Source organism: Cupriavidus pauculus, from assembly GCF_008693385.1.
GTDB classification, from domain to species: Bacteria; Pseudomonadota; Gammaproteobacteria; order Burkholderiales; family Burkholderiaceae; genus Cupriavidus; species Cupriavidus pauculus_D.
In genome coordinates, this window is record NZ_CP044067.1 from 2,607,345 (window position 1) to 2,621,865 (window position 14,521).

General features: G+C 66.9%; 14 protein-coding genes. 7 read left to right on the plus strand and 7 right to left on the minus strand.

Annotated elements, in window-relative coordinates:
• The first annotated feature begins 1 nt into the window (after position 1).
• Genes FOB72_RS29895 through FOB72_RS29920 form a run of 6 tightly spaced genes read left to right on the plus strand, consistent with a single transcriptional unit; the run spans position 2 to position 5,820 of the window.
• A complete protein-coding gene (locus FOB72_RS29895) occupies positions 2-778 on the plus strand; it encodes an enoyl-CoA hydratase/isomerase family protein (RefSeq protein ID WP_150376848.1) in 777 nt (258 codons plus the stop codon).
• 13 nt (positions 779-791) lie between these two features.
• Positions 792-1,934: a thiolase family protein gene (locus tag FOB72_RS29900; protein ID WP_150376849.1), complete on the plus strand. Its 1,143-nt coding sequence runs from the start codon at positions 792-794 to the stop codon at positions 1,932-1,934.
• Positions 1,935-1,951: 17 nt separating this feature from the next.
• Positions 1,952-2,371: a Zn-ribbon domain-containing OB-fold protein gene (locus FOB72_RS29905; RefSeq protein ID WP_223851642.1), complete on the plus strand. Its 420-nt coding sequence runs from the start codon at positions 1,952-1,954 to the stop codon at positions 2,369-2,371.
• Between the two features lie 22 nt (positions 2,372-2,393).
• Entirely contained in the window at positions 2,394-3,581 is a 1,188-nt protein-coding gene (locus FOB72_RS29910) for an acyl-CoA dehydrogenase family protein (protein WP_150376851.1), read from the plus strand.
• Between the two features lie 9 nt (positions 3,582-3,590).
• Positions 3,591-4,787, plus strand: coding sequence for an iron-containing alcohol dehydrogenase family protein (locus FOB72_RS29915; protein ID WP_150376852.1), 1,197 nt, complete (start codon positions 3,591-3,593; stop codon positions 4,785-4,787).
• A gap of 37 nt (positions 4,788-4,824) precedes the next feature.
• Positions 4,825-5,820 (plus strand): Bug family tripartite tricarboxylate transporter substrate binding protein, encoded by a 996-nt coding sequence (locus tag FOB72_RS29920; RefSeq protein ID WP_223851643.1) that lies wholly within the window; start codon positions 4,825-4,827, stop codon positions 5,818-5,820.
• Here the strand turns inward: FOB72_RS29920 and FOB72_RS29925 are convergent.
• The 6 genes from FOB72_RS29925 to FOB72_RS29950 form a co-directional block, all read right to left on the minus strand.
• Positions 5,804-6,985 carry a PrpF domain-containing protein gene (locus tag FOB72_RS29925; RefSeq protein ID WP_150376854.1) on the minus strand — a complete coding sequence of 394 codons (1,182 nt, stop codon included), beginning with the start codon at positions 6,983-6,985 and terminating at the stop codon, positions 5,804-5,806. The two genes, FOB72_RS29920 and FOB72_RS29925, sit on opposite strands and share 17 nt — an antisense overlap.
• A gap of 8 nt (positions 6,986-6,993) precedes the next feature.
• Entirely contained in the window at positions 6,994-7,983 is a 990-nt protein-coding gene (locus FOB72_RS29930) for a Bug family tripartite tricarboxylate transporter substrate binding protein (protein WP_150376855.1), read from the minus strand.
• Positions 7,984-8,026: 43 nt separating this feature from the next.
• Positions 8,027-9,427, minus strand: a complete 1,401-nt coding sequence (locus FOB72_RS29935) for an MmgE/PrpD family protein (protein WP_150376856.1) — start codon at positions 9,425-9,427, stop codon at positions 8,027-8,029.
• A gap of 111 nt (positions 9,428-9,538) precedes the next feature.
• Entirely contained in the window at positions 9,539-10,624 is a 1,086-nt protein-coding gene (locus FOB72_RS29940; protein WP_150376857.1) for a TauD/TfdA family dioxygenase, read from the minus strand.
• 34 nt (positions 10,625-10,658) lie between these two features.
• On the minus strand, positions 10,659-11,906 hold the full coding sequence (locus FOB72_RS29945; RefSeq protein WP_150376858.1) for a CaiB/BaiF CoA transferase family protein: 1,248 nt from the start codon (positions 11,904-11,906) through the stop codon (positions 10,659-10,661).
• 8 nt (positions 11,907-11,914) lie between these two features.
• The gene (locus FOB72_RS29950) at positions 11,915-12,907 is read right to left on the minus strand and encodes a tripartite tricarboxylate transporter substrate-binding protein (RefSeq protein WP_150376859.1); all 993 of its coding nucleotides are present in this window, start codon (positions 12,905-12,907) and stop codon (positions 11,915-11,917) included.
• A gap of 134 nt (positions 12,908-13,041) precedes the next feature.
• Here FOB72_RS29950 and FOB72_RS29955 point away from each other — a divergent pair, with 134 nt between their 5' ends.
• On the plus strand, positions 13,042-13,926 hold the full coding sequence (locus FOB72_RS29955) for a LysR family transcriptional regulator (protein WP_150376860.1): 885 nt from the start codon (positions 13,042-13,044) through the stop codon (positions 13,924-13,926).
• 43 nt (positions 13,927-13,969) lie between these two features.
• Here the strand turns inward: FOB72_RS29955 and rfbC are convergent, their stop codons facing one another.
• Positions 13,970-14,521, minus strand: a complete 552-nt coding sequence (gene rfbC / locus FOB72_RS29960) for a dTDP-4-dehydrorhamnose 3,5-epimerase (protein ID WP_150376861.1) — start codon at positions 14,519-14,521, stop codon at positions 13,970-13,972.

Below are 14,521 nucleotides of genomic sequence, written 5' to 3' on the forward strand. Positions count from 1 at the left end.
CATGAGCGTCCTGATCGACGTTGCCGACAACGTGGCGACGATCACACTGAACCGGCCGGAAGCGATGAACGCGATCGATCCGGACATGCGCGCGGAACTCGACGAGACCTGGCGGCGCATCCATGCGGACGATTCGATTCGCGTGGCCGTGCTGACGGGCGCCGGCGAGAAGGCGTTCTGCACGGGCTCGGACCTGAAGAAGACGATGCCGCCGAAAGACAGCTTTGCCTCGACGACGTTCGGGCGCGCGAAGTCGGACCACCTGCTGGCGGGCCTGACCACGGACAAGCCGCTGATCTGCGCGATCAACGGCTTTGCGATGGGCGGCGGACTCGAACTGGCGCTCGCCTGCGACATCCGCATCGCCTCCGACAACGCGCAGTTCGCGCTGTCGGAAGTGCGCATCGGCAGCATTCCGGGCGCGGGCGGCACGCAGCGCCTGCCGCGCGCCGTCGGCGCGTCCAACGCGATGCTGATGCTGCTGACGGGCGACCGTGTCGATGCGGCCGAGGCACTGCGCATCGGCCTGGTCAGCAAGGTCGTGCCGCAGGCGGAACTGCTTGCCACCGCCACGTCGATTGCCCAACGGATTGCACAGAACGCGCCCCTCGCCGTGCGCGCGGTCAAGCGGCTCGTGCAGCAGGGCATGGACATGCCGCTGCCGGTTGCGATCGACACCGAACGCTATGTCTTCGGGCTCATGCGCGATACCGAGGACCGGATAGAAGGGCGGCGCGCTTTCCAGGAAAAGCGTCCGCCGCAGTACCACGGAAAATAAGGAGGAGGGTGCAATGAGTTTGTCACGAAAGATCGCCATCGCCGGGGTCGGTGCTTCCGCGCAGGGACGGCTGCCCGGATCGACGCCGATCACGCTCGCCACGGACGCGTTCAAGCGCGCGCTCGACGACGCGGGTTTGAAGAAGTCCGATATCGATGGCCTGCTGACGATGCCGGGCACGACGTCGCCGGAGGCCTCGCTCAACTACCTGCGCCTCGGCGAGACGCTGGGGATCGACCCCCAGTACACGGGCAGCATGACGCTGGGCGGCGGCACGGCCGGCGCGCTGGTGCAGATGGCCGCCGCGGCCATTCATGCAGGCCTTGCCACGACGGTCGCGTGCGTGTTCGGCGATACCGCCAAGACGGGCGGCTCGAAGTTCAGCCGCGCCTCCGGCTGGGGCGATTCGTGGGGCATCTGGGGCATGTTCGCGGCGGCCGCCAACAGCGCCATCGCCGCCAGTCGGCATATGGCGCTGTATGGCACGACGAGCCGTCACCTTGGCGAGGTGGCGGTTGCATGCCGGCGCCATGCCTCGATGAATCCCAACGCCGTCATGCGCGAGCCGATCACGATCGAGGATCACCAGAATTCGCGGTTCGTGGTCGAGCCGTTCCACCTGCTCGACTGCTGCCTGATCAGCGATGGCGGCGTCTGCATCATCGTCACGTCGGCGGAGCGGGCCAGGCATCTGAAGCAGCCGCCGGTGGTGATTGCCGGCATGGGGCAGGCCTACACCACGCAGAACATGGAGCGCGAGGACTGGTGGTACGTGCCGCATCAGAAGGATGCGCTCAAGCGGGCTTATGCGATGGCCGGCGTCGGTCCGAAGGACATCGACGTCGCGCAGCTTTACGACAACTTCACGATGAGCGTGCTGCTGTGGCTCGAACACGCGGGCTTCTGCGGCGTGGGCGAGGCCGGTCCGTTCGTGGAGGGCGGGCGCATCCAGCTGGGTGGCGAACTGCCGGTGAACACGGCGGGCGGCAATCTTTCCGAGTCGTATATGGAGGGGTGGCTGCATATCGTCGAAGGGGTGCGGCAGATTCGCGGCGAATGCGGCGAGCGCCAGGTGGCGGGCGCGGAGACGTGCCTGGTGACGGGCCGCGGCATGACGCTGAACTGCTCGAACGCAATGATCCTGCAGCAGGGCTGAGACGGAGAACGATGATCATGACCGATTACAACAAGCCCCTGCCCGTGCTGGGCGACGACAACCGCCCGTTCTGGGAAGCCGCGCGCCGCGAAGAGCTGCGCATGCAGCAGTGCCTGGACTGCGGGCATATCCGCTATCCGATCAATCACGTCTGTCCGCAGTGCCTGTCCGAACGCGCCGACTGGCGGCGCCTGTCGGGCCGCGGCACCGTGTTCTCCTACATCGTCTTCCACCAGGTCTATCACGCGGGCTTTGCGCAGGACGTGCCTTACAACGTCGCGATGATCCAGCTCGAAGAGGGCCCGCGCATGATCAGCAACGTGGTCGGCGTGCCCAACGACGCCGTCAAGGTCGGCGATGCGGTGACCGTCACGTTCGACAAGGTCACGGAAGAGATCACGATCCCGCGCTTCACGCCCGCCGGCAAGCCGGCATAACAGACACTGGGAACACGGCAACATGGATTTCGAATTACCAGAAGACACGCGCATGGTGCGGGACACCGTTTCCCGCTTCGTACGCAACGAACTGATCCCGCATGAAGCGCTGATCATCCGCCGCGAGGCGGAGCGCGGCTTCACCGACACGCCGCTGATTCCGCCGGAACTCGATGCGAAGCTGCAGCACACGGCGCGCGAGATCGGCCTGTGGGGCATCGACGTGCCGGAGGAATACGGCGGGCAGGAGTTCGGCATGCTGGCCAAGTGCGTCGTCATCGAGGAGCTCAAGCACAGCATCGTGCCGTTCGTGCTGCCACCGGAGAGCCCGAATCTCTATCTGCTCAGGGAGCTCTGCGTCGGCTCGCAGATCGATCGGTACCTGCTGCCGTACGCAAGGGGCGAGAAGAAGAGCTGCATCGCGCTGACGGAGCCGGGCGCCGGTTCCGATGCGGGCGCCATCAAGACGCGCGCCGAACGACGGAACGGCAAATGGGTGATCAACGGCACGAAGATCTTTATCAGCAACGCCCGCCGTGCCGACTTCATGATCGTGCTCGCGGTGACCGATCCGTCCAGGGGTGCCCATGGCGGCATGTCCGCGTTCCTCGTGGACAAGGGCACGCCGGGCCTGACGGTGCCGACGGGCTATCCGATGATCGGTGAGTACCATCCGTACGAGGTCGTGTTCGACAACGTCGAGGTCGGCGACGAGCAGGTGCTGGGCGAGATCGGCACGGCGTTCAAGCCGCTGCAGAAGCGGCTCGGGGTGCGGCGCCTCGACATTGCATCACGGTGTCTGGGGCTGGCGAGCCGGTGCATCGAGATGATGATCGAGCAAGCCAATACGCGCACGACGTTCGGCGCGCCGCTGGCCGATCGGCAGACCATCCAGAACTGGATCGCGGACAGCTTCCAGGAGATGGAGATGGTGCGCTGGCTCGTCTACCGGCTGGCATGGCGCATCGATCGCGGCGACACCGACTTCCGGCGCGATGGCGCGATTGTCAAGATCCAGTCCACGGAGATGATCGGGCGCGTCGCGGATCGCGCGATCCAGCTGTTCGGCGGCATGGGCGTGTCCAAGGAACTGCCGCTGGAGTACATCGCCCGGATGGCGCGCGTGCTGCGCATCGTCGAGGGGCCGAGCGAGGTGCACCGCTGGGTCGTCGCGCGCGATCTGCTCAAGAGCGGGCTGCCGTCCAGCTGAGGAGGCGCCATGTACGAGTTCGACGCCGTGCAGCGGCCCGTGCGCATCCGGTCCGGCCTCGATGCGCTGGATGCACTGCCGCGCGAGCTGGACCGGCTCGGTGCCTCGCGCGCGCTCGTGGTGTGCGGCCGCAGCGTCGCGGAGCGGTCGGGCCTGATCGAACGCCTCCGCGCGCTGCTCGGCGACAGCCTTGCCGGCGTCTACGGGGGCCTCCGCAAGGACGCCCCCGTGAGCGATATCGAGGCCGCGGCGGCGATGGCGTCGGAGCGGCGCGCCGACGTCATTCTCGCGATCGGCGCTGGCAGCGTGATCAAGGCCACGCGCGTCATCGCGATGTGTCTCGGCGAGCGCGCGCCGCTGCGGACGCTCTGCACGCAGTATGGCGAAGGCGCGCCGCCCGTCAGTCCGAAGCTGCTGGCGCCGAAGCTGCCCATCGTCAATATCCTGACGGCGGCCACGTCCGCGCAGAACCGGGGCGGCAGCGCGCTGAAGGATGACGCCACCGGGGAGCGGCTCGAGTTCTTCGATCCGAAGACGCGCCCCGCCGTCATCTTCTGGGATGCGGCGGCACTGATGACGGCACCGCCCCACCTCGTGCGTTCGACGGGTTTCTCGGTGTACTGGCGGGCGCTGATGAACCTCGGCACGATGGAGCGCGCCAATCCGCTCGTCGAGGGCGATCGCAGGCAGGCCTACGAACTGGCCCGCCGCGCGCTGCGCCGCGCGGTGGAGACCGAAGACTACGGTCCACGCATCGACCTGTGCGCGGCGGCATTGCTGCAGAACCGCGACGAGGACGATGGCGGGCGGCCGTTCGACGCGCATCGGATTGCGCGCGTCGTGTATGCGCTGGCGGCACCGATCTTTCACCGGTTCGAGGCCATCGATCAGGCCAGCACGCATGCGGCGCTCACGCCCGCGGCCATCCGCGTGCACGGTCACCTCTGCCCGGACGTGATCCATGTGATTGGGCAAACCACAGGTTGCGGGGATGACGGGGACGTGGAGGCGGTCGCGCAAGCCGTGTCAGACCATTTTGCATCGCTCGGCATGCCCACGCGGCTGCGCGATCTGGGGTTGCCGCGGGCCGAGCTGCCGCATCTGCTCGCGCACGCGGGGCGCAATTTCAATGCGGACCGCGCGCGCGAGTTCATCGACGCGCGGGAACGAACAAGACTGGCGAATACGCTGGACATGGCGTGGTAGCCGGCAGTCAGACACCAATAACGAGGAGATGGAGACGATGAGACATACCCCAACCCACGGCTTCCGCCGCCTGGCATCGATCGCGATGCTGGTCGCGCTCGAAAGCCTGCCGGCCACGGCCAGCGCGCAGGGCGACAGCTTCCCCAGCAAGCCCATTCGCGTGGTGGTGCCTTACCCCGCCGGCGCCAGCACCGACCTGCTCGCCCGTGTAGTCGGCCAGTCGATGTCGAAGACGCTGGGCCAGCCTGTGATCGTCGAGAACCGGCCCGGCGCGGGCGGCATCATTGCCGCGGAGTTCACGGCGCGCTCGGCGCCGGACGGCTACACGATCATGATGACCTCCGCCGGGATCCTCACGAACAATCCCAGCATGTACAAGAAGCTGCCGTACGACGCGGCGAAGGATTTCGCGCCGATCACCATCGCGGCCGAATTGCCGCTGGTGGTCGTGGTCAACAAGTCGTTTGCGGCGAACAACTTTCAGGAGTTGCTGGCGATGACGAGGAAGGAGCCCGGCAAGGTGACCTACGGGTCGGCAGGCACCGGCACCTCGCAGCATCTGGCGGGTGAACTGCTCAAGTCGATGGCGAAGATCGACATGCTGCACGTGCCGTACAAGGGCGGCAGTCCCGCCATGGCGGATCTGCTGGCGGGACAGATTCCGGTCATGTTCGTGCAGACGGCGTCCGCATTGCCGCAGATGCGCAATGGCAAGGTACGCGCGCTCGCCGTCGGCAGTCCCCAGCGCAATCCGCTGATGCCGGATGTGCCGACGATCGCGGAGTCCGGCGTGCCGGGGTACGACTCGGACACGTGGTACGGCTATATCGCGCCTGCGGGCGTGCCGCAGCCCATTCTTGCCAGGCTGCATAGCGCGATCGTCGCCGGCCTGAAGGAGAACAAGGACAAGCTGACCAACGACGGCTATGTGGTCGATGGCGGCACGCCGCAGGCGATGGCGGCCGCGATCAAGGCGGACACGGCCAAGTGGGGCGGCATCATCCGCGCCGCGGGTATCACGGCGGATCAGTAACGGCCGTGGGCATGTCGATGCCTTGCCTGAGGTAGGCGACGCCATCGGCTAGCCGGCGGGCGGTGCGCTGCACGACCATGCGGTCGACGGACACGCCCTCGCGCGTCGCATCGACCGCCGCCTCCACGAATGCGATGCCCGAGGGGTGGCCAAAGCCAAGGCGGCGTGTCGATCGCCGTGCATCCTCCCCCAGTAACCGGTAAGGAATCGTGCCCGGCACGCGGCACGCCACACCGGTCGTCGCCGTGAGCGTGCCAGCAAGCGTCTTGCTCGCGGACCCCGACGCATACTGCCGCACGACGAGGTCGAACGTATGCGCGGGCACGCGCTCTCCCTGCGTGCAGGTCAGATAATCGGTCGCGCCGCGCAGCACGATCAGCATCGGCGTGGACGGTGCCTTGCGCGCATTCCAGTAGTCCTGCAGGCCGCATCGATATGCGACCACCTTGCGGACCGCGTCCATGCGGCGCTTGAGCGCGGCATCCGCATCGATCTCGTCCGGACTTTCCAGTCCCGTCATATCGAGCGCCGCGTGATCGATATAGACCGCGAGGTTCGCCCCATCGACGATCGACACCTCGACCTGCCCGACCTCTGGTACGTCGAGCCAGTCGCTGACGTTGCCCGTCGGGAACAGCGTGCCCGTGATGGCGCCCGTTGCCGCCGAGAAGTCCAGGTCGATGGGCGCGCCGGTCCCCGGTACGCCGCCGATGGCGAAATCGCCTTCCCAGACGGGCTCGCCATCGCGCACGGGCACTACGACGCGGATCACGCGGTCCGTGTTGACGTTGTGCACGCGCACTTCGGTCAGACCTTCCACGGGCGCGACGAAACCCTCCTCGATCGCATACACGCCGACCGCGGCGGTCAGGTTGCCGCAATTGAGGTTGTAATCGACCTCCGCCTGGACCGTGCCCACCTGACCGAACAGATACGTCACGTCCGTGTCGGGCCGCACGGGCGGACCGATGATCGCCGCCTTGCTCGTCAGCTTGTCGGCACCGCCGAGTCCGTCGATCTGCCTGCGATCGGGACTGCCGAACAGGTCGAGCAGCAACGCCGTCAGCCGTTCGCGGTCGGCGGGAACGTGATCGGCGTGCAGGAAGACGCCCTTGCTGGTACCGCCGCGCATCAGCGCGAATGGCAGCTTGTGTCGCATGGTCATGGCCCCGGTCACTGGTCGAGAGAAATATTCTTCTGCCGGATCAGGTCCGTCCAGACGCGCCTGTCGCTGTCGATCAGCGACTGATAGGCCGCGGGATCGGACGATGCCGGCGGCACGAACCCCTGCGCGATAAAGGTGCCGCGGAACTCCGGATCGGCCAGCGCCTTGTTGGCGGCTGCGGCAAGCTGCTCGACGATGGGGCGCGGCACCGCCTTCGGCACCGACAGGCCATAGCGCACCTGCACGACAAAGTCCTTGTAGCCGGACTCCGCGAACGTGGGCACGTCGGGCAGCGTGGGCATGCGTTCCCGCGCGGCGAGCGCGATGGGCCGCAGCTTGCCCGCGCGGATCTGCGACAGGTTGGAACCGACGACGCCGAACAGCGCCTGGATCTCGTTGCCGACCATGGCCGCGACGGCGGGCGCGCCACCCTTGTACGGCACGTGCGTCATCCTGATGCCCGCCTGCTGGCTGAAGAGCTCGCCGGCCAGGTGGAACGTGCCGCCATTGCCCGTGGAACCGTAATTGATCTCGCCCGGATGCGCCTTGGCGTAGGCGACGAATTCCTTCAGGTCGCGCACGGGCAGGCTGCTGTTCACCACGAGCACCAGCGGCAGGTCGCTGAGCAGCGCGACGGGCGCGAGGTCCTTGTCGGGGTTGTAGCTGAGGTTGGTATAGAGCAGCGGATTCAGCACGCTGCTGGAGTCCGTCGACAGCAGCATGGTGTAGCCGTTCGGCGCGGCCCGCGCCACGGTGGTGGCGCCGATGACGCCATTCGCGCCCGGCTTGTTCTCGATGACGATCGTCGTGCCGAGCGCCTTGCCCATCAGCGCGCCGACGCGCCGCGCGATGGTATCGGTGGTAGCGCCCGGGGCGTAGGGCACCACGAGCGTGATCGGCTTATCCGGAAAGCCGGCGCCATGGGCCAGCCCCTGCATGCCGGGCAGGATCGATAGCGCGGCCAGAAGCCCGCGCATGCGGCGCGACGAGTGGTGCATCGTTTGTCTCCATGTTGTGTTCTTTTTGATGCGCGGCGACGGATCAGTCGCCGGTCAGCAGATCCCGCACCGCGTAGCGGTCCAGCGCCATGGCGCGCGCGAAGGTGTTGCCCGCAGTGCTTCCCGCGTCGGCTTTGGCACCGCCCCATGCGAGGCAGTCGTCGAACTTGCTCTTGAGTTCGGCCGCGGAAAGCGGCAGCGCCGCGGACCCCCGCAGGCTATCGACCCGGCGCGAGAGCCGGCGTCCGTTGCGAAGCGTGAGGTCGATATGTGTCCAGCGCGGAAACACCTGCCCATCGGCGGACGACTGTCCGGTGACGCGCGATAGCGCGGCCTGGGCGGCCGGGCGTTGCACTGCGTCATCGGTGAAGCTCGCCAGCGTGACATGGCCGTCGAGCAGTGCCGCGACCATTGCGTATTCGAGGCTGAACTTCGCCTCGAGCCCCGTTTGGGGCCGATGATGGATGAGTGGGGTCAGCGCGCCGGCGCTGGTGAAGATGGCGACGGTCTCGATATCGCCGAGCGTGAGGGCGTGTTCGGCGCGGAGGTCGAGCATGCCGTCGATCGCGCGATGCGTGGCATAGCAGAGGGGATACTTCTTGACCTCGATGCCGCTGCGCAGCAATTCGAGCGTGCCATGCCCAAGCGTTGCCAGCTCGTCGTCGAGGCTGGCCTCGTCGGCGTAGAGCGCGGTATAGCCGAACTGGCCGTCGAGCGCGCCGGGCGCGGCGTCGAAGCCTTCCTTCGCCAGCAGGGCCGCGCGGAGGGCCGCGGCATTGCATTGCCCGGCCTGGAACGACTTTGCATCGGTGCCGAAGTTGGCGCGCGTCCCCGCCGTCTGCGCCACGGCCAGGCCGATGGCATGGACGATGCCCGGGACATCGAGCTTCAGCAGATGCGCGCAGGCCACGGCGGCGGCAATCGTGCCGATGCTGGACGTGGAATGCCAGCCTTTTGCGTAGTGATGCACCGCGTAGGCGCGCGAGAGCTTGCAGATGACTTCGAAGCCCACGACGTAGGCCGCCGCGAGGGCCGCGCCGTCCGCATCGAGGGACTCGCCCAACGCCACGAGTGCAGGCAGCAGCGCGACACTCGGATGGCCGCGCATCGGCGACGTCACGTCGTCGTAGTCGAGCACGTGCGCGGCGACGCCATTGACGAGCGCGGCGAGCTCCACGGGCAGCCGCTCGCCGTCTCCCCAGCAACGCGCCGAGTTCGCGAGAGACGCGTGCCATGCATCGCCGCCGGCCGCCACGCGCGCATATCGCCGCGCCTTGACCGCGGGCGGTTCGTTCCGCCCGGCGAGCCCTACGCCATAGGTGTCGATAAACGCCCGGCCGACCGCTTCCAGCAGGCCGGGGTCGAGGTCATGGGCGCCGAAGCCGCTCGCAAACTCGGCAATGCGCCTCGCCGCCCCGCCAGATACGCGCTCGATAGCGTCCATATTGTGAAAGCCAGTGGATTGGGTTCACAAGATGGTAGGGCGATTGTGGGGCGTGGAGGGTCCACATATTGAGATTGCCCCCTCGGGATGTTGCCCTCGGGGGGACGGCCGTTACTCCACCATCGCGCCCGCGACGCCTTCGAGCAGGTCGCGGTCGTGGTTGGACGGCAGCTCCATGAACGGCCTGCGCGTGACGCTCCACAGGCGCATGTCCTCATCGGTATGGAACACCTGCTTCTTCGGCATGGCCGGCCACGACTCCACGCGCAGCCACATGCGCAGCAGATGGCGGCGCTTCGACAGTTCCTGATGATCTTCGTAGTCGGTGCGGCCATGCACCATCATGCGGTTGTTCAGGAACTGGATATCGCCCTCGCGGAAGCCCATATCGAGGTAGTGCTCGGGCATCGCCGCGGCCTTGCGCGCGTGGTAGAGCGCGTCCGACTCCTCCTGCGAGAACGGACGCTGTCCGCTTTTCTCGGCGAGACGCGCATAGCCGGTGGGCAGGTAGCAGGTGACTTCGCCCTGGCCATCGTCGGCAAAGAACGGCACGCGGTCTTCGCTGAACGTGCGTGTGGCGCGGCGGCCGTCCTCGTCGGTACGCTTCAGGAACAGGCCGCGGCTCAGGATGTCGAGCGACTTCGGGTGATGTTCGAGCAGATAGTTGTGCACGGTCAGCGCGCTCGTGATGCGGCTCTCGCCACCCGAGATGGCCGTGCGCAGGCACATCAATCCGATGATGTCGCACGAGTCGGTATGCATGAGCTGCCCGCCTCCCTTGCGATAGCCGCGAGACTTCGGCTCGTAGTCGCTCACGTTGACGACGTGTCCCAGGCGGTCGCCGAGGTACGACTGCGTCATGGTCTTGCCGATGTACGCGCCGAGCCCGAAATAGATGCGGGCCATATCGTCGTCGCTGTAACGGTCGCGCGGCAGTCCGCGCAGCATCAGGAAGCCCGCGCCCTCGCGCAGCCGCTTTGGCAGCGACGCCATGAGCGTGCCCACGGTGTCGAGCGGGAACGTCTCGCGCGTGATATCGGGAAAGTCCACGTCGCCCAGCGACTTCAGATGCTGGAGCGCGCGATCGATCTCGGCCAGTTCTTCCGCGCCGAGGACGTGGAGCCCTTCCTTCGTCCAGTCGATGTCGGGACCTTTCCAGGCGCCGGGACCCGTGATCGGATGACCAACTCGGTTCATTGTCTTCTCCTTGTGTGATGGCAGTGCAGCGTTGTCAGGCCGCAGAGGAAAGCGGGGCGGGCGCGTGCGCGCCGCCGACCAGCGCGCCGCTCGCGCGCAATCGGGCGAGGCCTGCCTCGCCGAGCGCCTCGCGGACGATCTCGTCGTTGTGCTGCCCGAGGTCCGGTGCCGGGCAGCGGAAGTCCCCGGGGGTATCGCTCCAGCGGGGCACGATGTTGTGCATCGGCAGTGCGCCCAGTTCCGCGTCCGGCAGCTCGACGAGGCTTTCGCGCTGGGCCACATACGCGTCGTCGAGCACCTGCTTCGCGTCATGGACAGGGCCGATCGTGACGCCCGCCGCCTCGAAGACCGCCATGTTCTCGTCGAGGCTGCGCGCGCGGATAAAGTCGCCCACCACGCGATCGACCTCTTCGATATGCGCGAGGCGCGCGCTGTTGGTGGCATAGCGCGGATCGTCGAGCATGTCGCCGCGCCCGATGGTCTCCATGAGCCGGCGCGCCACGCTGTTGGACGCCGTCGAGAGCGCGAGCCATTTGTCGTCCCGCGTGCGATACACGTTGCGCGGCGCGGTCGTGCTCGACCGGCTGCCCGTGCGGCGCTTGAGCTTGCCCGTGAACTTGTAATTGGCCGCCTGCGGTCCCATGATCGACAGCATCGGCTCGAACAGCGACAGGTCGATGACCTGGCCGCGCCCGCCATGCGCCTGGATATGCCAGAGCGCCATCATCGTGGCGCTCGCGCCATAGAGGCCCGTCGTCATGTCGCCGAGGAACATCGGCGGCAGCACCGGTTCGCGATCCTCGAAGCCGTTGATCGCCGCAAAGCCGCTATAGCCTTCGACGAGCGTGCCGAATCCGGGCTTGTGGCGATAGGGTCCGGTCTGGCCCCAGCCCGAGATGCGGGTGATGACGAGATTCGGATTGATCGCATGCAGCACGTCGGGGCCCAGTCCCATCGCTTCCAGCGTGCCGGGCCGGAAGCTTTCGATCAGCGCGTCGGCGGTCTCGGCAAGCGTCTTGAGCAACGCGATGCTTTCGGGGTTGCGCAGATTCAGCCCGAGGCTGCGCTTGTTGCGCGCGTAGGTCTTCCACCAGATATCGAGCCCATCGGTCTTGAAGTTGCGCAGCGAGTCGCCGTCGGGCGGCTCGATCTTGATCACGTCCGCGCCGAAATCGGCCAGTTGCAGCGTCAGCATGTTGCCGGCGACCAGCCGGCTCATGTCGATGATCCGCAGGCCATGCAGCGGGCCGCGCGCTTTCGGGTTGAATACCTTGCTTTGCATCGCGTGGCTCAGTTGGTGGCGACGGCCACATGTCGGGTCGAGACGAGCGTGCGCCACTTGCCGACCTCGGACTGCACATAGCTCGCGAACTGCGGCGCGGTCATGTTGCTCGGCTCCGTCGACTCGCGCGAGAAGAGTTCCTTCATCGCCGGCGTCTCGGCCACCGCGCGAATCTCCTGATTGAGGCGATCGACGATGGGCTGCGGTGTCTTCGCGGGCGCGAACACGCCCCACCATGCTTCCACGACGAAGCCGGGCAGCGTCTCGGCGACGGTCGGCAGGCCGGGCGCAAAGCGCGAACGCTCCGCCGAGGTCACCGCGAGCGCGCGGACCTGACCGCTTTTCAGCGGACCGGCCACCGATGCCGCGGTCGTGATCATGACCTGCACGTTGCCGCCCACCATATCGACGACCGCATTGGAGACGCCCTTGTACGGCACGTGTACCGCGCGGCCCTGGCCCAGCGCGTTGAGCAGTTCGCCGCCGAGATGGCCGCTCGAACCGGGACCGGCCGAGCCGAAGTTGATGCTCTTGTCCTTGTCGCCGCCCTTGCCCTGGAACGCCTCGACGACGTCCTTCACGCTCTTGTAGGGCGTATTGGCCGCGGTCACGAGCAGCATGGGTCCGCGGTTCAGCATCGCCACGGGCTCGAACGACTTGATCGGGTCGTAGGGCAGCTTCGGCTGGATCGCCGCGTTGGTGCTGAAGCTCAGCGAGTTGAGCAGCAGCGTCGAGCCGTCCGGATCGCCGGTGGCCACGGCCTGCGCGCCGATGGCACCACCGGCGCCGGGCCGGTTCTCCACGACGACGGAGGAACCGGTCCGGCCGGCCAGGCCCTGCGCCAGCGCGCGGGCGAACAGATCGTTGCTGCCGCCGGGGGAGAAGGGCACGACGATACGAATCGTTTTCGGCAGGACGGGCTCCTGGGCCATCGCGGCGCTGGCCGTGGCGAGCAGGCCTGTGCATAGCACGGCCAGAATGGATGCATAGGGGCGTTGCATGCTGTCTCCTGATTGTTGTCTTGTAGGTATGAGGACCAGTATGCGAAGCCGGTCGATAAAGAAAAAGGCCTATCGTCTTTCTTCAAAAGATAGATAAACTATCTTCATGCCGTCCCGTATCGGGTATCGACCTCATGAACACCCTCTTCCTGCAGAATTTCCTTTCCGTGCTCGAGCATGGGTCCATCGCGGAGGCCGCACGGCGGCTCAGCCTGACGCCCGCCGCCGTCGCGCAGCAGATTCGGGCGCTCGAACGCGAGATGGGGGTGTCGCTCGTGATCCGGTCGGGCCGGCATGTCATTGCCACGGAAAGCGGTGAACGCGTCGCCGCGAGAGCGCGCGACGTGCTCGCGCATGTGAGCGGCATGTTCGCGGCGGCGCTCGATGAAGAAAAACTGGCGGGGGAGTTGCGGCTCGGTGCCGGACCGACCGCACTGACGGGCATGGTGCCCGATCTGCTGAGCGCGCTGATCAAGCGCTATCCGGGCATCAGCGTGTACGTGCAGCCCGGCTATTCGGTCGATATGCACCCGGCCGTGCTGAACGGGACGCTCGATGCCGCCATCGTGCTGGCCTCACCTTCGCCGCTGCCGAAGCTGCTTCGCTGGCAATTGTTGCGGGAAGAGCCGCTGGGCTTGCTGGTGCCCGCGCAGCTTGCGGGGTCGGATCCCCACGAGCTGCTGCGCGTGGCGCCGTTCATCCGCTACGACCGCCACGAATGGGGCGGCCAGCTCGCCGACCGCTACCTGCGCGACAACGGCATCGCGCCCAACGAACGCTTCGAGCTCAATTCGCTGTCGGCGATTGCCGTGATGGTGGACCGGGGCCTCGGCGTATCGCTCGTCCCCGAGTGGATCCGCCCATGGCCCGAGGGGCTGCGGCTCGTGCATCTGCCGCTGCCCATGCACAGCGAACCGCGGCGCATGGGCCTGATCTGGTCCCGCACGACGTCGCGCACACGGCTCGTGGAGGCGCTGCGGGACGAAGCGGTCAGGCAGTTCCGGGGGACCGCTTCGTGACTGCGGAGAACACCGCATTGGCGCGCGACGCCATGTTGCCGCACTAGGCAAACACCTCCGCATCCTCGAGGGTGCGGCCCGCCGCGTCCTTCGCGGCAAGGATCGGCGTGCCGGCGATCGGCCATTCGATCCTGAGGTGGCCGTCGTTCCAGAGCAGCGATCGCTCGTGCTCGGGGTACCAGCGGTCGGTGGTCTTGTACAGGAACTCGGCGTAGTCGGACAGCACCACGAAGCCGTGGGCAAAGCCTTCCGGGATCCACAGCTGCCGCTTGTTCTCGGCGGAGAGCGTCACGCCCACCCACTTGCCGAACGTCGGCGAGCTTCTGCGCAGGTCCACGGCCACGTCGTACACCTCGCCGGTGACCACGCGCACGAGCTTGCCCTGCGGATGCCTGACCTGATAGTGGAGCCCACGCAGGACATTGCGCGCCGAGCGCGAATGGTTGTCCTGCACGAAGTGGCGCTTCAAGCCGGTGGCCGCCTCGAACTCGAGTCCGTTGAAGCTTTCGTAGAAGAAACCACGATCGTCGCCGAACACCTTGGGATCGACGATCAGCACATCCGGAATCTCGGTGCGGGTCACGTTCATGGTCAT

Excerpts from the sequence above, each read along its gene's own strand:
- FOB72_RS29895 (WP_150376848.1), top strand. The coding sequence starts at position 2 with ATGAGCGTCCTGATCGACGTTGCCGACAACGTGGCGACGATCACACTG.
- FOB72_RS29900 (WP_150376849.1), top strand. The coding sequence starts at position 792 with ATGAGTTTGTCACGAAAGATCGCCATCGCCGGGGTCGGTGCTTCCGCG.
- FOB72_RS29905 (WP_223851642.1), top strand. The coding sequence starts at position 1,952 with ATGACCGATTACAACAAGCCCCTGCCCGTGCTGGGCGACGACAACCGC.
- FOB72_RS29910 (WP_150376851.1), top strand. The coding sequence starts at position 2,394 with ATGGATTTCGAATTACCAGAAGACACGCGCATGGTGCGGGACACCGTT.
- FOB72_RS29915 (WP_150376852.1), top strand. The coding sequence starts at position 3,591 with ATGTACGAGTTCGACGCCGTGCAGCGGCCCGTGCGCATCCGGTCCGGC.
- FOB72_RS29920 (WP_223851643.1), top strand. The coding sequence starts at position 4,825 with ATGAGACATACCCCAACCCACGGCTTCCGCCGCCTGGCATCGATCGCG.
- FOB72_RS29925 (WP_150376854.1), bottom strand. The coding sequence starts at position 6,985 with ATGACCATGCGACACAAGCTGCCATTCGCGCTGATGCGCGGCGGTACC.
- FOB72_RS29930 (WP_150376855.1), bottom strand. The coding sequence starts at position 7,983 with ATGCACCACTCGTCGCGCCGCATGCGCGGGCTTCTGGCCGCGCTATCG.
- FOB72_RS29935 (WP_150376856.1), bottom strand. The coding sequence starts at position 9,427 with ATGGACGCTATCGAGCGCGTATCTGGCGGGGCGGCGAGGCGCATTGCC.
- FOB72_RS29940 (WP_150376857.1), bottom strand. The coding sequence starts at position 10,624 with ATGAACCGAGTTGGTCATCCGATCACGGGTCCCGGCGCCTGGAAAGGT.
- FOB72_RS29945 (WP_150376858.1), bottom strand. The coding sequence starts at position 11,906 with ATGCAAAGCAAGGTATTCAACCCGAAAGCGCGCGGCCCGCTGCATGGC.
- FOB72_RS29950 (WP_150376859.1), bottom strand. The coding sequence starts at position 12,907 with ATGCAACGCCCCTATGCATCCATTCTGGCCGTGCTATGCACAGGCCTG.
- FOB72_RS29955 (WP_150376860.1), top strand. The coding sequence starts at position 13,042 with ATGAACACCCTCTTCCTGCAGAATTTCCTTTCCGTGCTCGAGCATGGG.
- rfbC (WP_150376861.1), bottom strand. The coding sequence starts at position 14,521 with ATGACCATGAACGTGACCCGCACCGAGATTCCGGATGTGCTGATCGTC.